The organism is Roseivivax isoporae LMG 25204, from assembly GCF_000521865.1.
Taxonomy (GTDB): Bacteria; Pseudomonadota; Alphaproteobacteria; order Rhodobacterales; family Rhodobacteraceae; genus Roseivivax; species Roseivivax isoporae.
The window spans coordinates 1-16,754 of sequence record NZ_JAME01000011.1 but is presented as its reverse complement, the minus strand read 5'-3'; the positions used below and the strand labels follow the sequence as shown (position 1 = coordinate 16,754).

Below are 16,754 nucleotides of genomic sequence, written 5' to 3'. Positions count from 1 at the left end.
TTGGTCAGTCCTGCAGGGCCCCGGGGTCCAGCATGCCCGCCAGCACACGCTCGCCGGTCAGCGGCAGATGCGCATGCCGGGCGCCGGTGGCCCTGGCCACGGCGTTGGCGATCGCGCCGGGGGCGGCATTCAGGCCGATCTCGCCCGCGCCCTTCGCGCCGAAGGGGCCGGTGGGATCCGGGTCCTCGATGATGAAGGTATGGATCGCGTCGGGGACGTCGCGCGCGGTCGGCACCTTGTAGTCCATGAGGGACGGGTTCGCGAGCCGGGCCCCGTCCCAGACCATTTCCTCGTACAGCGAATATCCCAGCCCCTGGACGAAGCCGCCGTGAAGCTGCACCTCGACCAGCCTCGGATTGATCGCGCGCCCCACATCGGCGGCCGACCATGCCTCATGCACGCTCACCTGTCCGCTGGTGTCGTCCACATCCACGTCGACGCCGAGTGCGGCGAAGCTGAACACGCCGATGCGCGGGAACGGAAGCCCGAGGGCGATCGCCCGCTTCGGATCGTGCGTCGGCTCGTCGAAGACCAGCGTCTCGCTGCCGACCAGCGGCCCGCCTGCTGCCCAGTGCGCGCGCCCCGAGATTTGGGCGAAGGTCACGTCGGTGTTCGAGCCGTGTCGCCCGATCCGGCCGCCCTCGCGCAGTTCGAGGTCGGCGACATCGCAGTCCAGAATCTCGGCCGCGTGATCCATTGCCTGGTCCACGACTTTCTTCGCCGCCGCCTTCACCGCGCGGCCCGTGGTATAGGTCACGCGGGACGCGGTCGTGCCCCAGTTGTAGGGCGACCCGTCCGTGTCAGGACTGGCGACCGCCACCTGGTCGAAAGGCAGTTTCAGTTCCTCGGCGCAGATCTGAGCCAGGACCGTGTCCGATCCCTGCCCGATATCGGTCGCCCCGGTATTGAGCGAGATCGTCCCGTCCTCGAGCATCCTGACGATGGCGCCGGTGCCGAGGAGACCCGAGATGTGCGCGGTGACGGCAAGGCCGAAATTGCGCGGGCTGCCGTCGGCGCGAGCCCCCTTGGCGGCCTGCTCGACCGCGTCGAGGCAGCGGCCGAGCCCGTTCGAGCCGATGCGCGGCCCGACGAACCACTGGTCGCCCCGGCGCAGCAGGTTCCGGCGCCGGATCGTGAACGGGTCGAGGCCCAGCTTCTCGCCGATCTGGTCGATCTGCTGTTCCCCCGCGAACAGAACCTGCGGGTTGCCGAAGCCGCGGAACGCGCCGAAGCGCAGCTTGTTGGTGTAGACCAGCTTGCCCGAGGCTTTCATGTGCGGGATGCGGTAGGGGCCGCCGCACATCAGCAGGCTGTAGCCCATCACCCCGGGACTGTCGTCCGCGAAGGCCCCGCATTCCACGAGCACCTCGCATTCGCGCGCGACGAGCGTCCCGTCGGATTTCGCGCCGGTCTTCATCCGGACCCGGTAGGGATGGCGCGCGCGGACCATCTCGAAATCTTCCTCGCGCGACAGGATCAGCTTCACGGGCCGCATCGCCTTCATGGCCAGCGCCACGGTGATGGGCTGGATGTGCGGCTCCATCTTGTTCCCGAATCCCGCGCCGACCCGGGGCGTCAGGCTGCGGAGCCTCGACATCGGAAGGCCGAGGCTTTCGCATACATTGGCCTGCACCCGGAAAACCGACTGGTTCGCGGACCAGAGCGTGACGCGGCCGGCGGCGTCCACCTCGGCCAGGGCACCGCAGGGCTCCATCGAGACATGCGCCTGTGGCTGGGTGGTGTACTCGCCCTCCACGATCACGTCGCAGTCGGCCCAGGCCGCATCCACGTCGCCCTCGCTCAGCTCGGTACGGCTGCAGAGGTTGCCGTCGGAACCCGCGTCGAAGACCTTGATGTATTCCGCCAGGTGCTCGTGCAGGATCGGTGCGTCCCGGGCGAGCCCCTCCTCGGGGGACAGGACCGCGGGCAGCTCCTCGTAGTCCACCTTGATCAGGCGGCAGGCGTGGCGTGCCTCCTCCTCGGTCCGGGCTGCGACGGCGGCGACGGGCTCCCCGACATAGAGCACCTTGCCCTTCGCGATGGCGTGCTCGTCCTTGATGAAGGCGCCCATGCGGCCCTCGCCCACGTCGTCCCCGGTTATGATCGCCACGACGCCCGGGGCCTGCATCGCCTCGGACAGGTCGTAGCCCCGGATGCGGGCATGCGCATGCGGGCTGGCGAGGATCGCTCCGTGCAACATGCCGGGGCGGTAGAGATCGGCGATGTACTCGGCGCGCCCCTGCACCTTCTCGAGGCTGTCGGTCTTGGCGACGGACTGGCCGACGGTGCCGCCGACGAAGATCGGTTCCGGTTGATCGAGACTCATTGCGACAGCTCCTCGGCCGCACCGCAGACAGCATCGACGATGGTGCGATACCCGGTGCAGCGGCAGATGTTTCCGGACAGCGCGGTCTTCACCGCCTCGCGGCTCGGGGTCGGATCGGCCTCGAGCAGGTCGCGTGCGGAGATCAGGACGCCCCCGGTACAGAATCCGCACTGGACCCCGCCGCTCTGAACCATGTGGCGCTGGAGCGTCGCCATCACGCGGTCGCCGTCCATGCCCTCCATCGTCTGCACCGCATGACCCTCGCAGCGGGCGGTCAGGGTCAGGCAGGCGCGGACCGGCGTGCCGTCCACGAGCACGGTGCAGGCGCCGCAGACGCCCTGGTTGCATCCGCGCTTGGAGCTGAGGATCCGCAGGTCTTCCCGCAGCGTCTGGAGAAGCGTCGCCCCGGCTGCAGTGGCCACCTGGACCTCCTCTCCGTTCAGGGTGAGGCTGTGCAGGACTTTCTTTACCATCATGCCGTCTCCTTCTGCGGGGCGAGTTCGGACAGGACCGACGCGACGAGCCGCGGGATGAGACGCAGGCGGTACTCGGCGCTGCCGCGCACGTCGTCCACGGGATCGGCCAGGGCCACGAGCCGGCCGGCGAATTCGGCAAGAGCCGCAGGATCGTGGAGCTTGCCGCGCAGGGCGTCCTCGCCGGCGCGGTCGCGCAGGGGGCCCGGCCCGCACGCCCCGATGGCTACGCGCAGACCCTGCCCGTCCGGGTCGAGCGCCATGGCGCAGGACGCGGTGGCATAGTCGCCCGACACCCGTGCGATCTTGCGGTACGCGGAAGGTGCCTCGACCGGTGCGGGCAGCATGATCGCCGTGATGATCTCGCCCTCGCCCAGCGCGGTCTCGTACCAGTCATCGACATAGTCGTGGATCGAAAGGCTCCGCCGCCCCTCCGGCCCCGCGATTTCAAGCGTCGCGTCGCAGCAGGCGAGCGCCGGAAGGTAGTCCGCCGCCGGGTCGGCATTGGCGACCGCCCCGCCCATCGTGCCCATGTTGCGCACCACGCGGTTGGCGATCATGCCCGCGGCACGGCGCAGGACGTGAAGACTGCCGGTGAGTTCGGCGCAGGCGGCGGTGTCGCAATGCCGGGTCATGGCGCCGATCCGGATCGTCCCGTCGGCGGTGCGGTCGATCCCGCGCAGCTCGGCAATACGGTCAAGGCTGACAAGATGCGAGGGCTCGACCAGGGAGGCGTTGCGCATCGCGATCAATGTCGCACCTCCCGCCAGCGGCATGGCCTCATCATGCTCGACCAGCAGCGCTATCGCGTCGTCGACGGTCAGGGGACTGAGGACCTCGGTCATGCCGTCACCCCCAGTCTCGCACGGAAGTTCTCGACGAACTGTGCCGCCAGCTGGTCCGCCTTCTTGCGGAAGATCCCAAGGCCGAACTTGCCGAGCCGCCCGGTGACCGAGACATCCGCCGCATAGTCCACCCGCGTGCCGCCGCTGTCGGTATCGCAAAGCCGCACCACGTTGTCCGAGGTCACGACGCTTGCGCGTGTCCCTTCCTCGCCGGAGGTGCGGGAGAGGATCGTGTGCTCGGGCCGTTCCTCGAGCACTTCGACCAGCAGGTTGAAGCGCGCCTTGATGGGGCCGACCTTCACCGAGATGTTCGCCCGGTAGGCCATGTCGTCCACCTGTTCGACCGCCTCGCAGCCGGGAATGCAGGCGCCCATGACCTGAGGGTCGCGGATCCTGTCCCAAACCTCGCTGCGCGGGGCCTCGACCTCGAATTCTCCCTCGATCTTCATGTGACTGCCCTAGCGGAATGACGCAGGGGAAGGTTGCAGATGAAGTTCGGCTGGCTGGTTCGTGGCAAGGTCATCTCCCGGTTGGCTTCACGCTCTGACGGCGCATTAACGAATGACGTTCTTTAATGAGGAGCAAAGGGCTTGATTCTGTCAATAGCGAATGTCATTCGGTTAAAAACGACGGTGGAGACGCGCCGATGGCACGCCAAAAAAGCGAGCAGGTCCGAAAGGCCATCATGGAGGCCGCGCACCGGCTGTTCATGGAAAAGGGCTACATCGCGACGACGATCAGCAGCATCGCGCGGGCGGCCGGCACCTCGCAGTCGAACGTCTACGTCTACTTCGCCTCGAAGTTCGAGATCGCGTTCGCGGTCTTCGATCCATGGCTGCGCGCCAAGGTCGCCGAACTGGAAGAGCAGGTCATGGCTCAGGACACACCGGAGGCATGCCTGCGAAGCCTGATCGACGGGCTGTTGCACGGCATCGCGGCCGACCGCTCGGGCCAGACGCTCACGCTCGTTCAGGCCCTCGCCACGGCAAAGCCCGGCGACGAATACAATCCGGACCTTCTGATCTGGACCATGTCACGCATCCACAACATGATCGGCGGCGCCCTGCCCGGCTCCGACCCGGCCGAACGCGAGGCGCTGACCCATTCGCTCATGCTTGCCTTCGACGGCATCGCGCTGCGCCAGAACCTCCGGCGCGGCGAGATCGAGGACAGCCTCTCCGTCGACGCGTTGTACATGATGGTGCGCGCGCTCGTCGATCGCCGGTCCCACGCCAGCTCCTGAGCGGCCGGAGCCGACCGTCGGCCGGCGGGGGCGGTTGGCATGTCGTGACGCGTCGTTCCCGCCGAACGCCCGGGCGGCGAAACGGTCAATGCCGTCCGGGCTCGGCCAGCTCGTCGCGCAGCCAGGCGAGCAGGGCATCCGTCTCCGGATGGTTCCCGCTCCGCGTGCCGCGAAAGACCGAGATCTCGGTCGGGCGGAACACGGCCTCGGCGCAGACCCGCACGAGCTTGCCATCGGCGATGAGCCCGCTCACCGTGTTGCGCCAGCCGAGCGCGATCCCCTGGCCCGCCACCGCCGCCTGCAGGACCAGCGGAAAGCTGTCGAAGCCGGCCAGCCTGGCATTTCTCGGGGTCGCGTGCCCGAGCGCCGCGAACCAGTCGGGCCAGTCCAGCCAGTCCTGCGGCAGGACCTGGTGCGACAGCAGCGTGTACTGCGGCAGCCGCGCGACCGGCAGCGGAAGGGCGTCGGCGGGCACCAGCCCCGTCGCCGCAACCGGAAAGATCTCGTCCGAGGCGGTGAAGGCCAGGCGCGCCGAGCCGGACGGCCGCCCGGTCGTCTGGATCGCCACGTCGAAGGGTTCCGGCGCCGCGATGAGCGGGGCGAGCGCGCTGATGACACGAACCTCCAGTCCGGGGTGCCGTTCGTGAAACCGCGCGAGGCGCGGCATCAGCCAGTAGAACGCCTCGCAGAGCTGACAGTGCAGGACCAGTCCGCCGGCGGCGCGTCCGCCGCGCAACCGGGCCGTCTCGGCCGAGATGTCGGCCAGGGCCGTCCCGACCACCCGGCCGAAGGCGCGTCCCGCGTCGGTCAGGAACACCGCCCTGTTCCGCCGCTCGAAGAGCCGCACACCGAGATCCGCCTCGAGGGCAGCGATCTGCTTGGTCACGGCGGTCTGCGTCAGGCCGAGTTCCCGGGCGGCGGCGGTGAAGCTCTCATGCCGTGCGGCCGCCTCGAAGGCCGGCAGACGGGACAGCGGCGGCAGCATCCGACGATCCATTCCACGTCCTCATGGTTCTTCTCGAAGTTCTCATTTTATGAACAAGCCCGGGCCTGCTTTCCACCCCGCATGGAATGGACATCCAGACCACCCCGCCCGCTAGGCGGACCCGCGCGCGGCATCCTTGCGATCCTCGCGGCCGTCTTCCTGCTGTCCTTCTCGGACGCTGTGGTGAAGCTCGGGGATGACCGCTTCGGGCTGGCGCAGCTGGTCCTGCTGCGCTCCGTCGTCGCCACGCTTCTGCTCGCCATATGGCTGCTGCGCGACCGGGGCGCCCAGGGCCTGTGCCCGAGCCTATCCGGCTGGGTCTGGGCACGCAGCCTCTGCCTCTCCGCCATGTGGCTCAGCTACTACGCGGCGCTGCCGGCCATGTCCTTCGCCCTCGCGGCCGCCTGCTACTACACCGCACCCGCCTGGATGGCGCTGCTCGGCCGCGTCCTGCTGGGCATGACGATCGGCGGCCTCGGGTGGAGCGCCATCGCGCTCTCGCTCGCGGGCGTGTTCCTCGCGGTTTCCCCCTCGCCCGAAAGCGTCACCCCTCTGATGCTGCTCCCGCTCGCGGCCGCCGGGTTCTACGCCCTGGCCGGGCTGATCACCTGGAGCCGCTGCCAGGACGAGAGCCCGGGCGCGATGGCCGTCACGCTCAACCTCTGCCTCTGCGGTGTGGCCGCCGCCGGGCTGGCCGTCCTCGCAATCGTCCGGCCAGGAGGCGACGGGGGCTTCGCCCTGTCTCTCTGGCCACCGCTGGGCATCGCGGGCTGGAGCCTCGCGATCCTCCTCGGGGTGCTCATGGCAATCATCGCCCCGGCGGTTGCCCTGGCCTACCGCCTCGCTCCGACACCGGTGGTGGGGGTCTTCGACACCGCGTATCTGGGGTTCGCCGCCGTATGGGGCGCCCTCTTTTTCGGGGAGGTTCCCAGCACGCGGGAAGGGCTGGGGATCACCATGATCGCCGCCGGCGCGATCCTCATGAGCAGGAACCGGAACAGGGGCTAGGGCGCCGGTTGCCGGTCCGTGGGCCCGCCCTGGTCCCGAAGCGGGCCGGGGCAGAACGCGGCATCACCAGCTGACGGGAAACGGTCCTGCGGGATCTCCTTGCGCTCAGGCGCCGGCCAGCCGCGAGAGCGATGGATGTACATGACGGCCATGGCGCCGTCACCGACCGCGGGCGAGAGGAAACGTGGCATGGAGGCGACGTCCCAGCGACCACGGATGCCGGGGATGGAGGTCTGCGTCGCCGTCCGGGAGAAAGGTGACCTCTCCCCGTTCGGTACAGCAGTTCGGCGTGAAGTCTTGACATCGGCCCCGGCGTGATGACGCCGGGTTCCCCGCCGAGGCGGCGCATTACCGCATTCGTCTCGGAGCCTGATTTTCAGGTTGGGGTGTGATGGTAGCGGAGGAGGGACTTGAACCCCCGACACAAGGATTATGATTCCTCTGCTCTAACCAACTGAGCTACTCCGCCAAGAGCGTGGGGGTGAGTATGGCAGGTGGCGGGGACGGTCAAGCGGAAATTTCCCGACTTTTTCGCCCGCGCCGCCGCGGCCCCGCGCGGGGCCGTCACTTCACGATCTGCTCGTCGCGCACGAACATGTTCGCCCAGGCGCGGTCGACCAGTTCCGGCGTCATCTTGTAGGGCAGACCTTCGAAATTGCAGACCGCGATCATCTGGTCGACCAGGAACACCGGCTGGTAGTTGGCGTAGACGTTGTCGATCGTCGGGTACTTGTGCTTGAGCAGGTAGACGAGGCTCCTTTCGCAGAGCTGCATCTTCTTCTTGCGCGCGACGAGGGCGAAGATCTTGAGGAAGTTCTCCTGGTCCGGGCCGTCGATCTTGATCTTGAAGAAGATCCGCCGCAGCGCCGCCCGGTCGAAGATCTCGTTCGGGTGGAAGTTGGTCGAGAAGATCACGAGCGTGTCGAAGGGCACCTCGAACTTCTCGCCCGATTGCAGCGCGAGGATGTCCTTGCCCTCCTCGAGCGGCACGATCCAGCGGTTCACCAGCTTCTGCGGCGGCTCGGCCTGCCGGCCGAGGTCGTCGACAATGAAGATGCCGCCGGTCGACTTGAGCTGCAGCGGCGCCTGGTAGGTGCGCGCGGTGGGGTTGTAGACGAGGTCGAGCATGTCGAGCGACAGCTCGCCCCCGGTGATCACCGTGGGCCGCTGGCAGAGCACGTAGCGCGCATCGAACAGCGTGCGGCGGCGCAGCTGCGTGGGATCGTCCTGCGCCTCCTCGGCGGCGTTGTGCACGATCGGGTCGTACATGGTGATGACCTGCCCCGCATACTCGATCGCGCGCGGCACGTAGATGCGGTCGCCCATGGCATCGCGGATCCCGTTCGAGATCGACGACTTGCCGTTGCCCGGGGGCCCGTACATCAGGATCGACCGGCCGGAGCTGACCGCGGGCCCGAGCGTGTCGAGGAGTGTCGGCGGCAGCACGAGGTGGCCCATGGCGCGCGTCAGCTGGTCGCGCGTGATCTGGATGTTGCGGATCGACTGGCGCGCCACCTGTTCGCGGTAGACCGACAGCGGCACCGGCATCGCGCCGAAATATTCCGACTGCGACAGCGCGTCGAGCGCGCGCGCGCGCCCCGAATCGGTCAGCTGGTAGGTCATCTCGGCCAGCGCCGAGGCCGACAGCGTGCCCATCGCCTCGAGCAGCATCTGGCCGCGGGCGTAGTCCACGATCTCCTGCGTGACCTGCACGGGCAGGCAGACCGTGCGCGCGAGCTCGCTCACGGTGTTGAGGCTCTTGCGGAACATCGTCTTGAGGACGATGTCGCGCATCATCACCTTCGACAGCGCCATGTCCTCGATCCGCTTCGGCGCCGGCGGCGCGAGCACGGTGGACTGCATGTTCATCTGGCGCTCCTTCTTCCCCCTGGGCGGGTCTTGCGCACAAGGAAGCGCCAGTTTGTGGCGAGAGAGCGGCCCGGACTGGACAATTTGCCGGACTTCGCCGGACTGCATCCTCTGCGGAAACCTTGAAGCACCGGCCTATATGGCCATGATGCGCCCGCCCGCGACGGGCGGGCACCACAGAAGGGGAAAAACCGCATGAGACTGACGCTGACGACCGCAATCGCCGTGGCCCTCGCCGCCGGTGCCGCACAGGCCCAGGATGCCTGCGAGGAGATCAGCTTCGCCGATGTCGGCTGGACCGACATCACCGCGACGACCGCGGCGACGACCGTGGTGCTCGAGGCGCTCGGCTACGAGACCGACGTCAAGGTCCTGTCGGTGCCGGTGACCTACACCTCCATGGCGGACGGCGACATCGACGTGTTCCTCGGGAACTGGATGCCGACGATGGAGAACGACATCGCGCCCTACCGCGAAGACGGGTCTGTCGTGACCGTGCGCGCGAACCTCGAGGGCGCGAAGTACACGCTCGCCACCAACGCGGCGGGCGCCGCGCTCGGCATCGAGAGCTTCGAGGACATCGCCGCGAACGCCGACGCGCTCGACGAAACGATCTACGGGATCGAGCCCGGCAACGACGGCAACCGGCTGATCCTCGACATGATCGAGGCGGACGCCTTCGGCCTCGGCGACTTCGACATCCGCGAGAGCTCTGAACAGGGGATGCTGGCGCAGGTCGGACGCCTGAGCGACCGCGACGAGCCCATCGTCTTTCTCGCGTGGGAACCGCATCCGATGAACGCGAACTACGATCTGACCTATCTCACGGGAGGCGACGAGTATTTCGGCCCCAACCTGGGCGGCGCGACGGTCTACACCAACACGCGCGCGGGCTTTGCCGAGGACTGTCCGAACGTGGGCACGCTGCTCGACAACCTCGCCTTCAGCCTCGAGATGGAGAACCAGATCATGGCCGCGATCCTCGACGACGGTCAGGATCCCGAGGCGGCCGCGACCGCGTGGATGGCCGAGAACACCGGCATGGTCGAGGGCTGGCTCGAGGGCGTCACCACGCGCGACGGCGGCGACGCGACCGAGGCGGTGATGTCGGCGCTGCAGTGACCCCGCGCGCCGGGCGGGGGCGGCGAAGCCCCCGGCGGCGGCGCAGTCACGCGCGCGCGGCGTAGATCCTGACGCGGGCGGGCAGCCGGATGCCGTCGGGTCCGATCCGGTCGCGCCAGCGCGCGTGCAGCGTCCCGAGGATGGCGCGCAGGTCCTCCTGCGTGCCGCCCCGCTCGCGCAGGATGCCCGGGATCGGGCCGATCTCGGGCAGCATCCGCTCCATCGCCGCCCAGCCGTCCGGAAGGTGCAGGTCAGGGGTCACCGTCTCGACGCCGGCATCGGCAAAGCCCGCGGCCGCGAGGATCGGCAGGACGCGGCTGGGGTCGCGGAAGGCCATGGGACCGGCCGCATCCGGGTCCCCCTGCGGCACCGGGCCGAGCCGTGCCACCGCCGCGTCGCGCGGGTCGGTGAACCACGGGTTGCCCTCGGGCCCCGCCCAGCACGCCATCACGAGACGCCCGCCCGGCGCGAGCGCGGAACGGATGTTGGCGAAGGCTGCGACCGGGTCGTCGAAGAACATCACCCCGAAACGCGAGAGCGCGGCGTCGAAGGGCGGCCCGTCAAAGCCGTGGACCTGCGCATCGGCCTGGACGAAGCGCGCGTTGTCCGGCGCGCGTTCGCGCGCGAGCGCCAGGAGCGGCGCCGAGATGTCGAGCCCGAGCGCACTGCCCGAGGGGCCCACCGCCCGTGCCGCGGCCCGGGTGGAGCCGCCGGCCCCGCAGCCGATGTCGAGCACGCGTTCGCCCGGCGCCAGGGCGGCGCGGTCGAGGAGCACGTCGAGCACGCCCGCCATCTGCGCCTCGAGATCGGCCGTGCGTGCCGCCCAGCGGCGGCCCATGTCGCCGCCCCAGGCCTCGGCCTGCGCGGCGTTGGGGCTGCCGCCGGGCGCACCGGTCACGCGCCGCCCACCTTGTCCTGCGTGCTGGTCTCGAAATCGGAGGCGTCGTGACGTTCGTGCAGCTGCGTCTCGGGCGCGCCGGTCATGCGGTTGACCATGCGCCCGCGCTGCACGGCCGGACGCGCGTCGATCTCCTTGGCCCAGCGCTGCACGTTCTCGTAGCTTTCGACCTGCAGGAACGTCCCCGCCTCGTATTGCCGGCCGAGCGCGAGCTGCCCGTACCACGCCCAGTTCGCCATGTCGGCGATGGTGTAGTCGTCACCCGCGAGGTAGCGCCGGTCCGCGAGGGTCCGGTCGAGCACGTCGAGCTGGCGCTTCACCTCCATCGCGAAGCGGTTGATCGGGTATTCCATGGGCTCGGGCGCATAGGCGTAGAAATGGCCGAAGCCGCCTCCGAGATAGGGCGCCGATCCCATCTGCCAGAAGAGCCACGACAGCATCTCGGGACGGACCGCGCGCGGCCCGAGGAAGGCGTCGAACTTCTCGGCGAGGTGCAGCAGGATGGCACCGGATTCGAAGACCCGCACCGGTTCCGGACCCGAGCGGTCCATCAGCGCGGGGATCTTCGAGTTTGGGTTCACGTCGACGAAGCCCGACCCGAACTGGTCGCCGTCCTGGATGCGGATGAGCCACGCGTCGTATTCGGCACCGGCATGCCCGGCCGCCAGCAGCTCCTCGAAGAGCACCGTCACCTTCACGCCGTTCGGCGTCGCCAGCGAATAGAGCTGAAACGGATGCTGTCCGACCGGCAGCTCCTTGTCGTGGGTCGGGCCGGCGATCGGGCGGTTCAGCTTGGCCCACTTGCCGCCGCTCTCGGCGTCCCATGTCCAGATCTCGGGGGGCGTGTAGCTCATGTCGGCTCCTTTCAGATGACACGGCGCGCGGCGCCGCGGACGTTGCCCGGGCCCCCGGACGGAGCCCTGCCTTGTGGCCGCAAGGTAGCCATCGCCCGCCGAAAGGCCAGACGCCGCAGGCTGCACCACCGCACAGGCCGCGTCGGGGTGCGCACAGGCGGTGAACGGGCCCGCATATAAATCCGCGGCGACTTCCCGCCGGTTGCAACGAATCGTGCGGGCGAACGTTGACCGTGCATAAAGGCGCAAGTAACGCTTTAGTTTAGCTCACAAAAAAACGCGAGGCGGCAGATCATGGGCAGCATCCCCTTCACGACGCGGCAGGGCCGGGCCCGCTGCACGGGCATCCTCTCTCTCGCGGCGCTGTCTTGGGCGGCGCTGGCAGGCGGCGCGGCGGCGCAGGCGGGCCCGGGGGGCGGCGGCGGCGTGTCCTTCGGCGGCGCCTTCTCTCTCGGCCTCAGCGATTACGGCGGCGATGACGGGCTCGACGGCACCGCCGGCACGCTGGATTTCGGCGGCACGTTCTCGTCGGGACCGGTTAGCCTCGACATGGACCTCGACGCGACGGGCACCAACGATGGCGAGGGGCTCGGCATCGACTCGAACCGCGGCGTCGACGTGGCCGCGCGCTACCAGTTCTCGCCCGCACTCGGCGCCGGGACCTACATCGCCCGCGATTCGATCGATTTCGGCGGCGGCGACCGGCAGAACCTCGACAGCTACGGCATCGAGATGTTCTACGACACGCCGCGCTGGCAGACGCGCCTCAGCATTGGCGAGACCGAGCTCGACGACGCGGCCGACGACATCGACGTGATCGATTACGGGCTGGCCACGCGCTTCGACCTCCAGAACGGCTTTACCCTGTTCGCGAGCGGCGTGCTGTCGCGCGGCGACATCGGCGACACGACCTTCGATTCCTCCGCCGCGGGCATCGGCGCGGCCTATGCGTTCGGCAACGGGATCGAGGCGTTCGGCAGCTATCACCGCACGACCTCCGATGACCTCGACGCCACGCTCAACAGCACCTCGGTGGGCGCGGCCTACACGCTCTACGCGGCGGGTCAGCCGGTGATCCTGAGCGGCGAGTACACCCACCTCAATGGCGACACGGTGGGCGGCGCGAGCGACGGCCGCCGCATCGCCATCGGTGCGACGATCCCGCTCGGCGACACCTCCGCGCGCAAGCGGCTGCCGGGCAACACCCTCACCGGCAACGTTCTCGAGGGCGACCGGACCGCCACGGGCGGCGTCCTTACCGGCATCGGGTTCTGAGACGTCGCCATCCGGGGCGCGGGGCCGCCGCGCCTCAGATCACGCCGATCTCGGCCAGCGCCCCGGCCAGCTCCGGCGGCAGGGCGTCCTCGTCCTGCCGCGACGCCGGAAGATCCGCGGGCGCGTCGTCGGGCATCAGGTAGCGCCAGCCCTGGAACGGCCGCCGCGGCGCCGGCGTCACGCGGATCAGCCCCGGCTCGAGCACGATGGCGCAGCGGCGCACCCCGTCCCCGCCCGCGACCTCGTCGAGCCGCAGCACCCGCTGGCGGCACTGGATCAATCCCTTGATCACCCAGTAGATCGATCCGCCGGCGACGATGTCGGCCTCGCGCTTGGGCCACATGCGGGTCACGTGGCGCGGATTGCCGTCCGCACCCTTGGCGCGCGCCGAAGCCTGCCAGCGCGCCAGCTCCTCGACCGACTCGGTGCCGGCGCTGAGCTTGAGCAGATGACAGATCCCGGATGCGCGTGCTTGTGCCATGATGGTTCCCACTCCACGGCGCATATTGTAGGCGTCGCGTCATCGACAGCAACCCGTTGAGCAAATCCGCAGGCCGGTCTATGGTGGACGGCCCCTCGCGACAGATCAGGAATCGCCTCATGACCCGCTTCGCCGCCCCCATCGCCGAACAGATCTGGGACATGAAGTACCGGCTCAAGGAGGCGGACGGAACGCCCGTCGACCGCTCGGTCGAGGACACCTGGCGGCGGATCGCCCGCGCGCTGGCCGAAACCGAGGCGGAGCCCGCGGCCTGGGAGGATCGCTTCTACGCCGCGCTCGAGGATTTCCGCTACCTCCCCGCGGGCCGCATCACCGCGGGCGCCGGCACGGCGCGGTCGGTCACGCTGTTCAACTGCTTCGTCATGGGGACGGTGCCCGACACCATGGCCGGCATCTTCGACATGCTGAAGGAGGCCGCGCTGACCATGCAGCAGGGCGGCGGCATCGGCTACGACTTCTCGACCATCCGCCCGCGCGGCGCACCGGTCGCGGGCGTCGCCGCCGACGCCTCGGGCCCGCTGTCCTTCATGGATGTCTGGGACGCCATGTGCCGCACCATCATGTCGGCCGGCTCGCGCCGCGGCGCTATGATGGCAACCATGCGCTGCGACCATCCCGACATCGAGGACTTCATCGGCGCCAAGGCCGACAGCGCGCGGCTGCGCATGTTCAACCTCTCGGTCCTCGTCACCGACGCCTTCATGGAGGCGGTCAAGGCCGACGGCCCGTGGGAGCTGACCTTCGGCGGCAAGGTGTTCCGCACCCTGCCCGCGCGCGATCTCTGGAACCGGATCATGCGCGCCACCTACGACTATGCTGAGCCGGGCGTCATCTTCATCGACCGCATCAACGCCGCCAACAACCTCGCCTATTGCGAGACGATCGCGGCGACCAATCCCTGCGGCGAGCAACCCCTGCCGCCCTACGGCGCCTGCCTTCTCGGCTCGATCAACCTCGCCCGGCTCGTGGCCGATCCGTTCGGCACGGATGCGAGCCTCGACGAGGACGCCCTCGACGATCTGGTGGCGACCGCGGTGCGCATGATGGACAACGTGGTGGACGCCTCGCGTTTCCCCCTGCCCCAGCAGGCGGAGGAGGCCGCCGCCAAGCGCCGGATCGGCCTCGGCGTGACGGGCCTCGCCGATGCGCTCCTGATGGTCGGGCTGCGCTACGGCTCGGACGCGGCCGCCGCGCAGACCGAGGCCTGGCTCAGGCGCATCGCACGGGCGGCCTATCTCGCGAGCGTGGACCTCGCGAAGGAAAAGGGCGCCTTCCCCCTCTTCGACGCCGAGAAGTACCTGGCCTCGGGCACCATGCGCGCCATGGACGAGGACGTGCGCGAGGCGATCCGCACGCACGGCATCCGCAACGCCCTCCTGACCTCGATCGCGCCCACGGGCACGATCTCGCTCTATGCCGGCAACGTCTCCTCCGGGATCGAGCCCGTCTTCGCCTATGCCTACACCCGCAAGGTCCTGCAGAAGGACGGAACCCGCACCGAGGAGGAGGTGGTCGACTACGCCGTGCAGATGTGGCGCGAGACCCGCGGCGACGCCCCCCTGCCCGACCATTTCGTGAACGCCCAGGTCCTGTCGCCGCAGGAGCACGTCAAGATGCAGGCGGCAGCGCAGAAATGGGTGGATTCGTCGATCTCGAAGACCATCAACTGCCCCGAGGACATCGGCTTCGAGGCGTTCAAGGACGTCTACATGCAGGCCTACGAGACCGGCTGCAAGGGCTGCACCACCTACCGCCCGAACGACGTCACCGGGTCGGTCCTGAGCGTGAGCGAGGCCGACAAGCCCGCCGAGACGCCCGTCCTCGTGCACGAGGCCGAGGCCGGCGCCGAGGTCGTCTACATGTCCGAGCCCCTCGACCGGCCGCAGACGCTCGAGGGCGCCACCTACAAGCTCAAGTGGCCCGACAGCGAGCACGCCATCTACCTCACCATCAACGACATCGTGGTGGGCGGGCGCCGCCGTCCGTTCGAGGTCTTCATCAACTCGAAGAACATGGAGCACTTCGCCTGGACCGTGGCGCTCACCCGCATGATCTCGGCGGTGTTCCGGCGCGGCGGCGACGTCTCCTTCGTGGTCGAGGAACTGAAGGCCGTCTTCGATCCCCGCGGCGGCGCCTGGGTCAAGGGCCGCTACATCCCCTCGATCCTCGCCGCCATCGGCGGCGTGATCGAGCAGCACCTCGTCGCCATCGGCTTCCTCGAGGGCGAGGGCATGGGCCTCAAGAGCGACCCCCAGGCCCGCGTGGTCGGCCTCGACACCCCCCGCGGCCGCCCCTGCCCCTCCTGCGGCCAGTACGACATGCACATGTCCGAAGGCTGCATGACCTGCACGAGCTGCGGGTATTCGAAGTGCCAGTAGGATGGTGAGGGGCGAGTTATTGTTTTTACGGGCGTAGTTATGCCAAAACCCGTGAATTCGCCTGCCAAGGGTCGGGACTTGTTTTGCCTGCATCCAGTTAAGGATTGAAATCACTGGGTTTCTTGAGAACGCGTATCCAAGCCTGTTTTGGTGGGATAATGCTGCCGTGACAGTCCTGCTGGCAGGTCCCCCCTGAGTTCTCCGACATGAGCAAAAGTTCGGCCCGCTTCCCTTCCGGGAGGCGGGCCGTTTTTCCTGGTCAGTTTCTGCTTTTATGGAGCCCAAAGCCTCGCTGCCCGCGTGACAACGTGGGTCCTTTCCCTACAGCATTTTCGATCCACGGTGTCGGTAATCGGAGTCCCGGGTCATCTATTACTCAAGGCGTCGCGTGTTGGGCGATTTTGACGCGCTACATGAGAGCGTTTCGCGCCTGAAGCAGATGCAGACAGGACACGGTTTCCAGAAAACGGATCGGAAGGCGTAAGTTGGCGGTGTGCCGAACCCGACAGGAGAAAAAAGGGCGGCTTTCGCCGCCCTTTTCCGAGGTGCTTGCGAATTTCCTATGGGGATCGCCAGCGTCGCAACGCACCCTCGATACGCGCGTAGGCCTGCATCGCCTCATGCTTCGAGTGATACCCGTTGCAGAATTGGTGGCCGTAAGTGTCTGCGCGGGTGTCTTCGATCGTGTAGCCGAGCGCGAGAAAAGCCTGGTGCGCCGCGTCGGTCAGCCGCGCGGGATGGCTCGGCGAGGTCATGACGGTCACGCCGGCGATCTCCCGGCCGATCTGCGTGTAGTGACGGTCCACCCACACGTGGACACGAGACAGGCTGTGCATCTCGATGAGCCACAGCGTCACGTCGCAGATGTCCTGCTCCAATCCGAACTCATCGGGATAGACGCTCAGGCGGCGCTGCCGCGCCGCCTGAAGGGCACAGCGTGCCCAGGTCTCATTCTGAACTGGCCCCGGTTTCGACC

The 16,754-nt window shown here is 68.4% G+C and carries 15 protein-coding genes and 1 tRNA gene; 5 read left to right on the top strand and 11 right to left on the bottom strand.

Annotation, left to right across the window (positions count from 1 at the left end; translation table 11 throughout):
• Positions 1 to 4: 4 nt before the first annotated feature.
• The 4 genes from RISW2_RS08760 to RISW2_RS08745 are packed head-to-tail and all read right to left on the bottom strand — an operon-like array spanning position 5 to position 4,093.
• On the bottom strand, positions 5 to 2,326 hold the full coding sequence (locus tag RISW2_RS08760; RefSeq protein WP_043769260.1) for a xanthine dehydrogenase family protein molybdopterin-binding subunit: 2,322 nt from the start codon (positions 2,324 to 2,326) through the stop codon (positions 5 to 7).
• A complete protein-coding gene (locus RISW2_RS08755) occupies positions 2,323 to 2,802 on the bottom strand; it encodes a (2Fe-2S)-binding protein (protein ID WP_156943808.1) in 480 nt (159 codons plus the stop codon). The genes RISW2_RS08760 and RISW2_RS08755 overlap by 4 nt, the downstream gene beginning before the upstream one ends.
• Positions 2,799 to 3,644, bottom strand: coding sequence for an FAD binding domain-containing protein (locus tag RISW2_RS08750; protein WP_043769256.1), 846 nt, complete (start codon positions 3,642 to 3,644; stop codon positions 2,799 to 2,801). Before RISW2_RS08750 ends, RISW2_RS08755 begins: the two co-directional genes overlap by 4 nt.
• Entirely contained in the window at positions 3,641 to 4,093 is a 453-nt protein-coding gene (locus tag RISW2_RS08745; protein WP_043769253.1) for an SRPBCC family protein, read from the bottom strand. The genes RISW2_RS08750 and RISW2_RS08745 overlap by 4 nt, the downstream gene beginning before the upstream one ends.
• Positions 4,094 to 4,290: 197 nt before the next feature.
• Here RISW2_RS08745 and RISW2_RS08740 point away from each other — a divergent pair, with 197 nt between their 5' ends.
• On the top strand, positions 4,291 to 4,887 hold the full coding sequence (locus RISW2_RS08740; RefSeq protein WP_043769251.1) for a TetR/AcrR family transcriptional regulator: 597 nt from the start codon (positions 4,291 to 4,293) through the stop codon (positions 4,885 to 4,887).
• An 85-nt stretch (positions 4,888 to 4,972) separates the two neighbouring features.
• Here the strand turns inward: RISW2_RS08740 and RISW2_RS08735 are convergent, their stop codons facing one another.
• Positions 4,973 to 5,884: a LysR family transcriptional regulator gene (locus tag RISW2_RS08735; protein WP_043769250.1), complete on the bottom strand. Its 912-nt coding sequence runs from the start codon at positions 5,882 to 5,884 to the stop codon at positions 4,973 to 4,975.
• A 69-nt stretch (positions 5,885 to 5,953) separates the two neighbouring features.
• Here RISW2_RS08735 and RISW2_RS08730 point away from each other — a divergent pair, with 69 nt between their 5' ends.
• Positions 5,954 to 6,880, top strand: coding sequence for a DMT family transporter (locus RISW2_RS08730; RefSeq protein WP_043769248.1), 927 nt, complete (start codon positions 5,954 to 5,956; stop codon positions 6,878 to 6,880).
• A gap of 392 nt (positions 6,881 to 7,272) precedes the next feature.
• Here the strand turns inward: RISW2_RS08730 and RISW2_RS08725 are convergent.
• A tRNA-Met gene (locus RISW2_RS08725) sits at positions 7,273 to 7,349 on the bottom strand.
• 95 nt (positions 7,350 to 7,444) lie between these two features.
• The gene (locus RISW2_RS08720; protein ID WP_043769245.1) at positions 7,445 to 8,749 is read right to left on the bottom strand and encodes a P-loop NTPase family protein; all 1,305 of its coding nucleotides are present in this window, start codon (positions 8,747 to 8,749) and stop codon (positions 7,445 to 7,447) included.
• A 195-nt stretch (positions 8,750 to 8,944) separates the two neighbouring features.
• On the opposite strand from RISW2_RS08720, the gene choX reads away from it, so the two are divergent.
• Complete coding sequence (gene choX / locus RISW2_RS08715; RefSeq protein WP_043769243.1) at positions 8,945 to 9,871, top strand: choline ABC transporter substrate-binding protein; 927 nt, start codon at positions 8,945 to 8,947, stop codon at positions 9,869 to 9,871.
• 46 nt (positions 9,872 to 9,917) lie between these two features.
• On the opposite strand, the gene RISW2_RS08710 is transcribed toward choX, so the two are convergent.
• The gene (locus tag RISW2_RS08710) at positions 9,918 to 10,769 is read right to left on the bottom strand and encodes a class I SAM-dependent methyltransferase (RefSeq protein WP_043769241.1); all 852 of its coding nucleotides are present in this window, start codon (positions 10,767 to 10,769) and stop codon (positions 9,918 to 9,920) included.
• Positions 10,766 to 11,623, bottom strand: a complete 858-nt coding sequence (yghU, locus tag RISW2_RS08705) for a glutathione-dependent disulfide-bond oxidoreductase (RefSeq protein ID WP_043769239.1) — start codon at positions 11,621 to 11,623, stop codon at positions 10,766 to 10,768. Before yghU ends, RISW2_RS08710 begins: the two co-directional genes overlap by 4 nt.
• Before the next feature lie 294 nt (positions 11,624 to 11,917).
• Here yghU and RISW2_RS08700 point away from each other — a divergent pair, with 294 nt between their 5' ends.
• On the top strand, positions 11,918 to 12,898 hold the full coding sequence (locus RISW2_RS08700; protein WP_043769237.1) for a hypothetical protein: 981 nt from the start codon (positions 11,918 to 11,920) through the stop codon (positions 12,896 to 12,898).
• Positions 12,899 to 12,932: 34 nt separating this feature from the next.
• On the opposite strand, the gene RISW2_RS08695 is transcribed toward RISW2_RS08700, so the two are convergent.
• The gene (locus RISW2_RS08695; protein ID WP_043769235.1) at positions 12,933 to 13,379 is read right to left on the bottom strand and encodes a DUF1489 family protein; all 447 of its coding nucleotides are present in this window, start codon (positions 13,377 to 13,379) and stop codon (positions 12,933 to 12,935) included.
• A 119-nt stretch (positions 13,380 to 13,498) separates the two neighbouring features.
• Between RISW2_RS08695 and RISW2_RS08690 the strand changes: the two genes are divergently transcribed.
• Positions 13,499 to 15,778, top strand: a complete 2,280-nt coding sequence (locus tag RISW2_RS08690; protein ID WP_043769232.1) for an adenosylcobalamin-dependent ribonucleoside-diphosphate reductase — start codon at positions 13,499 to 13,501, stop codon at positions 15,776 to 15,778.
• A 560-nt stretch (positions 15,779 to 16,338) separates the two neighbouring features.
• Here RISW2_RS08690 and RISW2_RS08685 read toward each other — a convergent pair.
• Positions 16,339 to 16,754, bottom strand: a 416-nt coding sequence (locus RISW2_RS08685) for a hypothetical protein (protein WP_043769230.1), incomplete at its 5' end; no start/stop codon positions are given.